The 9,117-nt window shown below is 54.5% G+C and carries 11 protein-coding genes and 1 pseudogene; 1 reads left to right on the top strand and 11 read right to left on the bottom strand.

The genetic code is table 11. The features are described 5' to 3' along the window. Positions 1-77 precede the first annotated feature (77 nt). From PBA01S_RS09665 to PBA01S_RS09710, 10 genes are all read right to left on the bottom strand, one after another. Complete coding sequence (locus PBA01S_RS09665; protein ID WP_127575877.1) at positions 78-815, bottom strand: hypothetical protein; 738 nt, start codon at positions 813-815, stop codon at positions 78-80. Continuing rightward, positions 799-2,976, bottom strand: a complete 2,178-nt coding sequence (locus PBA01S_RS09670) for an ABC transporter permease/M1 family aminopeptidase (protein WP_127575878.1) — start codon at positions 2,974-2,976, stop codon at positions 799-801. Before PBA01S_RS09670 ends, PBA01S_RS09665 begins: the two co-directional genes overlap by 17 nt. Then, a complete protein-coding gene (locus PBA01S_RS09675; RefSeq protein WP_127575879.1) occupies positions 2,973-3,866 on the bottom strand; it encodes an ABC transporter ATP-binding protein in 894 nt (297 codons plus the stop codon). The genes PBA01S_RS09670 and PBA01S_RS09675 overlap by 4 nt, the downstream gene beginning before the upstream one ends. Before the next feature lie 165 nt (positions 3,867-4,031). Then, a complete protein-coding gene (deoC, locus tag PBA01S_RS09680; protein ID WP_036624469.1) occupies positions 4,032-4,682 on the bottom strand; it encodes a deoxyribose-phosphate aldolase in 651 nt (216 codons plus the stop codon). A 161-nt stretch (positions 4,683-4,843) separates the two neighbouring features. Continuing rightward, a complete protein-coding gene (gene def / locus PBA01S_RS09685; RefSeq protein WP_016310809.1) occupies positions 4,844-5,425 on the bottom strand; it encodes a peptide deformylase in 582 nt (193 codons plus the stop codon). Beyond that, positions 5,418-5,609, bottom strand: coding sequence for a helix-turn-helix transcriptional regulator (locus PBA01S_RS09690; protein ID WP_016310808.1), 192 nt, complete (start codon positions 5,607-5,609; stop codon positions 5,418-5,420). Before PBA01S_RS09690 ends, def begins: the two co-directional genes overlap by 8 nt. 70 nt (positions 5,610-5,679) lie before the next feature. Then, a complete protein-coding gene (locus PBA01S_RS09695; protein ID WP_028538979.1) occupies positions 5,680-6,039 on the bottom strand; it encodes a hypothetical protein in 360 nt (119 codons plus the stop codon). Between the two features lie 73 nt (positions 6,040-6,112). Next, positions 6,113-6,376 carry a YqkE family protein gene (locus tag PBA01S_RS09700; RefSeq protein WP_028538978.1) on the bottom strand — a complete coding sequence of 88 codons (264 nt, stop codon included), beginning with the start codon at positions 6,374-6,376 and terminating at the stop codon, positions 6,113-6,115. Positions 6,377-6,524: 148 nt separating this feature from the next. Then, positions 6,525-7,091, bottom strand: coding sequence for a TetR/AcrR family transcriptional regulator (locus PBA01S_RS09705; RefSeq protein WP_028538977.1), 567 nt, complete (start codon positions 7,089-7,091; stop codon positions 6,525-6,527). Beyond that, entirely contained in the window at positions 7,069-7,848 is a 780-nt protein-coding gene (locus tag PBA01S_RS09710) for an MBL fold metallo-hydrolase (protein WP_085169717.1), read from the bottom strand. Before PBA01S_RS09710 ends, PBA01S_RS09705 begins: the two co-directional genes overlap by 23 nt. Positions 7,849-8,018: 170 nt before the next feature. Between PBA01S_RS09710 and PBA01S_RS09715 the strand changes: the two genes are divergently transcribed. Further along, entirely contained in the window at positions 8,019-8,651 is a 633-nt protein-coding gene (locus PBA01S_RS09715; RefSeq protein ID WP_127575880.1) for a LysE family transporter, read from the top strand. A 17-nt stretch (positions 8,652-8,668) separates the two neighbouring features. Here the strand turns inward: PBA01S_RS09715 and PBA01S_RS09720 are convergent. After that, positions 8,669-9,117: pseudogene (locus PBA01S_RS09720) on the bottom strand (amino acid permease); the annotation flags it as partial.

The raw sequence follows: 9,117 nt of genomic DNA on the forward strand, positions 1-9,117 counted from the left end.
CCCCTCCCCCTAATTTCTATAGTAGGTTGTTCCATATCAATCAAACGCCCTGCCCTGTAGGCTCTGTAAGGCGAGCGTTATTCCTCTTCTGCGCTAATCCAGCGTTCTCTCCTGCCCATCAACCAAACGGCAAAAGCAAGCAATAGCAGCGATGCGATCAACAAGCCGATTCGATTTTGTGGAAAGGAGTACGACTTCTTTAAATAGCTCGCATACAATGTCCAACGGCCCAGCCAATCGCCAAAACTAAGGGAGTCCATAACCCAGACGGCGAAGCCAAGCACCAAGCCGCCGTATATACGGCGAAACAGCACGATTCCAACTATCGTTAAAGAGTTAAGCAGCACATAAGCCGGCAGGTTCTGAAGGATCAGGGAGTAGACGCTCATCTCGGCCCTCGGTATAGCCTCTGCGCCGTTCCAAGGATGACGGATGGTCCATATCCCCCCGAAAAACCACGCATAGACCGACATCAGGATGATCCCTAACCCGACCGTCAACAGAAGCGAAAGCAGCCATTTTCGGATAACCAGCTGTCCTAAAGACACGGGGTACGTCGCGAGAACCTCCATGCCGCCTCCAATGTCCCGCTGGAACAAGAGCAGAGGCAGGAGCACCGCTACCGAGAACATGGCCATTTCCGAAAAATAGTATACATTTCTTGGACGTTCGGGATCCCCCAACACAATGGCAAGCAGATAAAGCACAAACATCAGCAACGTCAGCCAGGTGATCGGTTGCTTATGCACCTTCAGCTCCAAGGTCCATCCGCGGAACCAGCTGTTTCGGCTTCGAGCGTTAGTTGGCGTCGGCATCATCATGCATCACCTGCTTCCATACTTGTTCCCATTCGGTATACGGAATCGGTCCCGTCCGTCCCTCAGGATCATCCACCTGGGGGATTTCCAGCCCCTTGGCGTAAAAATGGTTTAGAACCTGTTTCACCTGATTATTTTTCCCTTCATCCAGCGCTTGAGCCACCTGCGTTGCCATCTGCAAACCAAGATGATTCGGGTCGGTCTCATCGTTCGGTTCCACTATACTGTACAACAGGCTGCCGCCGGCGCCTTGCTTCAGATCCTCTGCCGTGAAGTCTCTATGCTCCCGGAAATATATATACCACATCAAAGCCCGAATCTGCGGACGCACGTCTTTTGATACATCCAGAATGTTGTATTCTCCTTCGCTTGAGCCCAGCAGCATCGAATTCATCAGCATGTTCGTATACTGCTCATGTTCCGTGACCAGCCAGATCAAGTACCCGGTCTTATTCTCCAAGTCAGGCGAGTGGTTATCATCCAACGGCAGCATAAGCAACTGGTCTAGCTTGGGTTCCCAAGGTTCAACCCAGCTTTTAAAATAGGCGTACTCGTTCGCCCACGTCTCCAGCAGCTTCTGTGCTCTTCCCACGTTATAAGGGGTGGTCACGAGCCGAACCGGCAATTTCGGATTGGCCACCTCCTCAAACTCCCCGCCGTATAACTTCACGAATGCCGACGAGTTGCCCTCAAACACTTGTCCTTCCGCGGTCTGCTCCACCTGCTCCAGGTTCCCGTAGAGCTTGGTCTCAAATCCGGTCGCGGTAATTCGAAAATCAGCGGACGGCAGCAGCCAACCGCCAAAATCTGATGCGATGTTGATGGCCTTTTGGCTCGTATTTTTAACGTAAACCGGATAATCTCCCGGCAGTGGATACCAGGCGATATATCCCGGGAGTCTAACGTTTTCTCCTTTGACGAAAGCCAGATACGCTCCTTCCGTATAATTCTCGGCCACGTAATCCATCACTTTCCCGCTGTAGGCCATCTCGACCTGAACCGCGTCATGGGCAGACAGAGGGGCGGATAACTTGAGCGTCAACTTCTCTCCTTCATGCGAAAACGGAACGGCTTCCCCCTTCACCGTGACATGGTCTACATGGAACGTCCGATTTAAGGTAAACACCAGCTCGCTGCGTCCCGCTAACTCCCCCGCAGGAATATCCATGACCGTCTTGATGCTTAAGCGATCATCCGGCTCCCGCTCGAGATCGATATCATACTTGTCGATCCGAATCGTTTCCACCTTCAGTCTTTGGACATCACCCGTGGACAGGACGGCCGGGTCGTTTAACTTGGCATAGAAGTCACGATTCCGCTCGCTCCAAACAGACAGATAAGGGAAAAAAGTTCCCGCTGCGAGCAACAAAGCCAATCCCCCGGCTACCCAATTTCTGCGCTGATAAGCCGTGGGACGCAGCCGATTCAGCAGGAACACACCGGCTGTTAACAGCAGCAGCGTAAACGCCAGAACAAACCAGCGGGATATCGCCAGATCGTCTGCGATGAGACGAATCCCCCATGTTTCAGCATCGGGGTCCCCGGTCACAAACAATTGATTGAGGTGGAACGTACGCAGCACGTACCATCTGTTGCGTTCGAGCAGGAAAATATCCAGAAAGAACGTCCCAAACATCCAGGCGCAAAAAGCGATCAAATAGACAGCCCGATTCGCGATGCAAATCGCAAGCAGCATGGCCAGCGCCAAGGTAACGAGATAGGACACTTCAAAGCTGAGCATATAATAGCTCGTATAGTACCAGGTGATCGAGGAGGCTACGCCCGTCTGCGAGGAAACCCAGGCAAACATGGCACCGGCCAGCAGCGTGAACACCGTAAAATACAACACTCCCGCCACGTATTTGGCTGAAATTCTAGAAACATAGGACACCGGCAACGCCGCATTCCATTCAAAGGAGGTTCGGCGAATATCCCGGCGGATCATCAGTACGCCTAGCAGCATCGTCAACCCCAGGCTCATCGTGTGCAGCAGAGTAAGGCTGGTATAGGACCGTGGGAAGAACAGGCTATCCTGGTTTGGCAAATTTCTGAGATTCAAAAACAGCAGTCCCCCAAAGATCACAAGGATTCCCAACAGCCAACGGTTCCCAAACAACAGGCGAAGCTCAAATTGGAACAGGCGTCTTACTTTACTCATGATCCATACGCCACCCCTTCCATCCGCTCCGATCTGAGCAGAGCCAAGTAGCCATCCTCCAGCGTCGGCGAGGCCAGCTTGGCTTCGCTTGCCCCCTCCGGCGGCAACTCGCTGATAATCCGGCAGAACAGGCCGCCTTCGGTCGGCTGCGTGGACACGACGGACATCGGATCCAACCGGGCAAATTGGCTGTCGGTAAGGCGAACCTCCCAGACCTTCCCGCTTCCGAATTGCTGCAGATCTGCCAGTTCCCCGGACAGTTTCACTTTACCTTTATTCAGGACGGCGATCTGTCGGCAATTGCTCTCAATGTCGGCCACGATGTGCGTCGACAGCAAGACGATCCGCCCCAGACTGAAGCGGGTCAGCAGATTGCGGAACCGCACGCGTTCCTCGGGATCCAGGCCGGCCGTCGGTTCGTCGACGATCAACACCCGCGGCGATCCAAGCAGCGCCTGGGCGATCCCAAGACGGCGTTTCATGCCGCCGGAGTAGGTTTGGACTCTTTTTCGCGCCTTATCTTGCAGGTTGACTTGCTCCAACAACGCTTCGATCTCCGCCTTGCGCTTCTTCTTATCGGTAATCCCCTTCATGACCGCGACATAATCCAGATACTCCGCGCCGGTAAGCTGCGGATACACTTGAAATTGCTGCGGCAAATATCCGATGATGCGGCGAATTTCCTCTGCCTGGCGCAGCGGGATGCCAAAGATCGTCGCTTCACCCGAAGTGGGCGGCATCAGTGTGGCCAGGATCCGCATCAGCGATGATTTCCCGGCGCCGTTGGGACCGAGGAGGCCCACCATCCCTTCGTTTAGCGTTAAAGTGACATCGTCCAGCGCTAAACCGCCGCGCGTGTATTTTTTGGATAAATGATCAATTTGTATCATACGTTTCCTCTTTTCCGAACATTTTATCGAGTTATGCCTTCCGCGGGAGACATCTGTACCTGTAACGGAAAGGGGACCTAAAAAGTTTGGATGAAATGAAAAAAGGGCACTATTTCCACAATCGCTCTGGAATAGCACCCTGTTTCTCTCTCATGTCGCTTGATCTTAGTAGTCGTTTTGGCCGCTTTGACCTTGGGCGATGGCCACACCGGCACTGGTGCCAAGGCGCGTTGCCCCCGCCTTGATCATCGCTTCGGCATCAGCCAGCGTACGCACGCCGCCGGACGCCTTCACGCCAACGTTGGGACCTACCGTCTTACGCATCAGCTCCACCGCTTCAACGGTCGCCCCGCCCGTGGAGAACCCGGTCGATGTTTTGACGAAATCGGCTCCAGCTTCCACGGACAGCTTGCAGGCCCGCACGATTTCCTCCTCGGTGAGCAGGCAAGTCTCGATAATGACCTTCACCAGCGCTTTGCCAGCTGCAGCCTGCACCACCCCGGCGATATCGCGAAGAACCAGCCCGTCGTCGCCGTCCTTAAGCGCGCCGATGTTGATGACCATATCGACTTCACCCGCGCCTTCGGCAATCGCGTGGGATGCTTCAAACGCCTTCACTTCCGGCGCCGAGGCGCCCAGCGGGAAGCCAATTACGGTGCAGACCTTAACCGGAGAATCTTTCAGGACCTCCGCAGCAGTCTTGACCCAGGTTGGGTTCACGCATACGGAAGCAAATCCGTATTGCTTGGCTTCCTCCGCCAGTTTGATAATGGCAGCGCGTCCGGCATCCGCCTTCAGCAGCGTATGATCGATCATGGCAGTAATGGATTGGGATTGAGTTGACAAAGAAATTCCTCCGTTCGTAATTTAAAAATGATGAACTGCTTGCGTGAATCCCTGCATCTTTTTTCGGTGAAATGCAAGAAAACGGCAATGATTCCTGCACTTTTGCAGGCTCTCTTCAAGCTGATGCGGGATCAGTATAGACTCGAAATTGGCACACCGCTCGGCAGCTTAAACGGATGCTCCGGATTGATATGATCATAGAACATGATCCCGTTGAGATGATCGATCTCATGCTGCATGACGATCGCGTCAAAGCCTTTGAACCGCAGCTTGATCTCATTGCCCTCTTCATCGTAGGCCTTCACTTGGACCTTCTCGTAGCGCGGAACGAAGCCCTGCACCGGACGGTCGACCGACAGGCAACCCTCGCTCTCCGGCAAATACGTCATCGCTTCCGAATGGCTGATGATCTTCGGATTGTACATCGCCAGCGGCCGATCTTTGCCGTTCTCATCCGTCAGCAGCGCTGCGAACATCCGCTTATTTAGTCCGATCTGATTGGCGGATAACCCCACGCCTGCCCGCAGCTTGTATTTCTTCGACATCTCCGGATCCTGGCTGTTCTTCAGAAATTGCAGCATCGCCGCCATTTCCTCGCGATCTTCCTCCGTTGGGGGGATGCTGACCGGCTCCGTGACCACTCTGAGAATAGGATCCCCTTCTCTTACAATATCATCCATCGTTATGATGTAATTGCGGTTGAATTTACTCATAAATAAACAGTTCATCCACCTTCGTCTGCAAAATTTTCGCAAGCTTGAAAGCAAGCTCCAGCGTCGGGTCGTACCGGTCGTTCTCCACGCAATTGATCGTTTGGCGCGTGACGCCGCATTCCGCGGCCAGCTCATGTTGAGTCAAGCCCAGCCGCTTCCGGAATTGCTTGATCTTATTGTTCATCGGCACCACCAAAATGTCAAAAGTTTTGGACGATTCTCATGGTATCACGCCCCGATGGACCTGTCAAAATTTAAGATTTGATTTTCATTCCCCAGACGGAATCTTTCTGGTATGCGGCCGCTTCGCGCAGTTCCGGAAGCCGCTCATCCTCCGGATAATGCTGCTCCAAATATTGAACATACGCCTTGCGCAAGCCAATCTCCTGATCGAGCTTATTGAATTCGCTTGGGGTTTTCTCGAGCCGTGCCAAAGCGGCATCCCACCGCGCCAGGTCCGCCTTGGTCGTTCGTCCTCTGCGGGTCCGCTCGGTCAGCGAAGTCAGCTCTTCATAAGATTCCCGAACCTTGGTTGAATATTTGAATCTCCGGTTAAACAACCCCAGCGCCACGATCACCAGGAAAAAGACGACCCACGCCCCGATACTCTCCATTCTCCGTCCTCCTTAACTTTATGCACAAAAATAAAAGCTCCCGCTTGCAGGAGCCGCTTTGCCTTTGCTGAGTTTATTTATACTTGTGCCAATCCAGATTACTTGTATTCAGCAGATGCTCGAAATCGTTATCGAGCCGTTTCTGCTCCGCCCGGCGAGCCTCCTCCTTGCGGATGCGGGCTTCCTCCTGGCGGCGTTCTTCTTCCTTCTTCAATTCTTCTGCTTGCGCCTTCAGCTTCGCCAGCGTGTCCTGACCCAGAAGATCCTTCAGCGTAGCCGGTTTATCTGCCGCGTTCGCCGGTGCATTAGGCACGGAACGTCCCTTCTTCTTCCCCACGGATGCTTCACCTCGGTTCCTGCGTTCCTGTTTCATTCAAGCCTAAAGTATCATAGTCGAAAAATCATTGTCAATCGGAATCACCGCCCCTGAACCCAAGCGTCTCTTCCGCTCGCAGCAGAAGCATCCGCAAGCACGCTCCGGTGACTTATGATACCTGCTCCAATCCGCGAAGGAACAAGCCAAGATTAAACGCCAGGCTCTCCTTCAGCTCCAGCGGAAGGCCAAACGCTCCGCGCCGCTCCAGCGAGGCAAAGCCGTGGATCAAACTCCGCAGCCCGCGCACCGCGTGCAATGCTTGCTCCTCCGTAAGCGAGTAGCTGCCGAGGTATCGCAAGATCAGGTCCACGAGGCGCCCGCCAGCTTCCTGCAGCGCTGGATGGTCAGGGCCCGGCGCCGCTTGCGCCGCATCGTACAATCCGGGATAGGCATGCGCGAATTCGAGATACGCGTTGGCGAACTCGCGGATCGCCGCCTCCCCTGCCCGATCACCAACTGCGGCGGAAATATGCTCATATAACCGGTCCAGCGCGTATTTGGCCAATTCCACGCGAATTTGCTCCAGACCGCTGACATGGTTATAGAGGGATGGCGGCCGGATGCCCAGCTTCTTGGCGATGGAGGTAATCGTCACCGCCTCCAGCCCCTCCGCATTCGCCACGTCTATGGCGGCCATCAGCACCGCAGTGCTGTCAATTCCGACTCTCGGCGACATGGGAATCCTCCTTTCGCTGCGTCGAGGCTGCCGCATTGGCAGCCGCTGCTTTGCCCAAGGCCCGCTCGGCCGCCGTAATCGCCTTGGCGATGGCTGCCGCCGGCTGCTTCAGCACCGGCCCGTGCCCTACCGCCAGCAACGTAGGGTTCAAGCTCGCCAGCTTACGGGCGCTGGCGAGTGCGGTCTCCTTATGCCAGGTGGCCAGGGCCGGGAATGGAAACAGCGGGCGCACGATGCCGCTCACGGCGATGCCTGCGCGGGTTTGGAAAGCATCGCCGGCGATCAATGCACCGCTGCGCGTATCCAGCAGGGCAAAGGACCCCGGCGTATGGCCCGGCGCCGCCACAGCCAGCAACGAACCGATGCGATCCCCATCGGTAAACGTCACATCGGCACGGGTCGCCAGCTTCTTCGGCACCCCGCCGCGAATGGGGGAATTAGGCTCGCCGGGATCCAACGACACATCGCCTTCCATCAAACGCGCGTCTCTGGCGGATACATAGACCTTGACGTCGGGAAGCTGTGCTTTCAAAGCATCCAGCGCACCAACATGGTCATCATGGACATGGGTCAGCACGATGCGCGTCAACGGCTTGCCGATCTTTTCCACCGTTCGCAAAATTCCCTTCACGCTATACGGCAAAGCCGCATCGATGAGGGTGACGCTATCCTCTTCCTCAACCAAATAACAATTAACCGGGAACAAACGGGGTAAAAAAGACAGTTGGACTAACTTACCGTACACCGTAATTTTCATTGCCTCATCGCCTCTCTCTCCGAAAACTAATACCTTTAGTTTTAATTTAAACTAAACCCTTTAGTTTTGCAAGAGATTTCTTTCCGATTTTTTGAAGTCGTACAAGCGTACCTCTCTGAATATGCTGTACAAGCAGCGTTATCATTTCGGATTCTTTGGAGGTTTAAGCAATGAACAGCTTTCTTAGCTATGTCCTGCTCGGCTTATCTTTATCCGCCCCCATCGGGCCGGTGAACGCCGCCCAACTGGACAAGGGCATCCGCGGCGGCTTCCTGCACGCCTGGTTTGTTGGCCTTGGCGCCTTATCCGCTGACCTGCTGTACATGCTGCTCGTTTATTTTGGGGTCGTGCACTTCCTGAACACTCCGTTTATGAAAAGCTTCCTCTGGTTATTTGGGTTCTTCGTGCTTACCTATATCGGCATCGACAGTCTGAAGCAAGCCGGTAAAATCCCGGATGGGGGAATGAGAGGCAGCGAGCCGCTGCGCAAATCGTTCCTGTCCGGATTTTTCATGTCCATCAGCAACCCGCTGTCCATCTTATTTTGGCTGGGGATCTACGGATCGGTCTTGGCCCAAGCCGCAGCTCATATGCGGACCCAAGACTTGATCATCAACAGCAGCGCTATTATTGTTGGTCTGCTCGTATGGGACTTCACGATGGCGGGCTTTGCCAGCGTGTTCCGTAAGCTGCTGACGAACCGAGTCCTGATGCTGATCTCGATATTGTCCGGCCTGTCCCTCATTGGGTTTGGACTATATTTTGGATATCAAGCCTTTTTACTGCTCGCTGAGCGATGGTAAGCTTAGCTCTCAATCGCTCAAGTCGTCCGTTTTGGACGCAGGACCATCGATTTGGTTGGGCGTTTCCGCTGCCCCGCCTGCTTCTTCGGCTTCCAGACGACCCGCTGCATTATGAAGGTCACGATCCCAATGACGCCAACAAACACCAGGCTCCCCCAGAATCCCGGACGGCTCGTATCATGGAATAAGGTCCCTGACACTGCGATAGCGATCAGGGCCATGCCGCCCCACCGTTTCACTTGTCCAAATCCGGTAAGCTTGAGCAGCTTGCCCGACGTCACTAAAATAAAAAACCAGTTATAAAGCAGCAGCAATCCGGCCGATGTCGTAATGTACTCGTAAATGCGCCCCGGGATAACAAAAGACATCACCACGGAAGCGGCCAGTCCGGCGGCAGTAAGGCCAATGGCAAACAACGGCCGCTCCCGCCAGCCTTTCCGCGCGAACAACGGCGGGGCATCCTTGT

The sequence above is a fragment of the Paenibacillus barengoltzii NBRC 101215 genome (assembly GCF_004000745.1).
Taxonomy (GTDB): Bacteria; Bacillota; Bacilli; order Paenibacillales; family Paenibacillaceae; genus Fontibacillus; species Fontibacillus barengoltzii.

Bases quoted from the DNA above. Each gene is read 5' to 3' on its own strand.
- PBA01S_RS09670 (WP_127575878.1), bottom strand. From the start codon at position 2,976: ATGAGTAAAGTAAGACGCCTGTTCCAATTTGAGCTTCGCCTGTTGTTT.
- PBA01S_RS09690 (WP_016310808.1), bottom strand. From the start codon at position 5,609: ATGAACAATAAGATCAAGCAATTCCGGAAGCGGCTGGGCTTGACTCAA.
- PBA01S_RS09695 (WP_028538979.1), bottom strand. From the start codon at position 6,039: ATGGAGAGTATCGGGGCGTGGGTCGTCTTTTTCCTGGTGATCGTGGCG.
- PBA01S_RS09665 (WP_127575877.1), bottom strand. From the start codon at position 815: ATGCCGACGCCAACTAACGCTCGAAGCCGAAACAGCTGGTTCCGCGGA.
- def (WP_016310809.1), bottom strand. From the start codon at position 5,425: ATGAGTAAATTCAACCGCAATTACATCATAACGATGGATGATATTGTA.
- deoC (WP_036624469.1), bottom strand. From the start codon at position 4,682: ATGATCGATCATACGCTGCTGAAGGCGGATGCCGGACGCGCTGCCATT.
- PBA01S_RS09715 (WP_127575880.1), top strand. From the start codon at position 8,019: ATGAACAGCTTTCTTAGCTATGTCCTGCTCGGCTTATCTTTATCCGCC.
- PBA01S_RS09705 (WP_028538977.1), bottom strand. From the start codon at position 7,091: ATGTCGCCGAGAGTCGGAATTGACAGCACTGCGGTGCTGATGGCCGCC.
- PBA01S_RS09675 (WP_127575879.1), bottom strand. From the start codon at position 3,866: ATGATACAAATTGATCATTTATCCAAAAAATACACGCGCGGCGGTTTA.
- PBA01S_RS09710 (WP_085169717.1), bottom strand. From the start codon at position 7,848: ATGAAAATTACGGTGTACGGTAAGTTAGTCCAACTGTCTTTTTTACCC.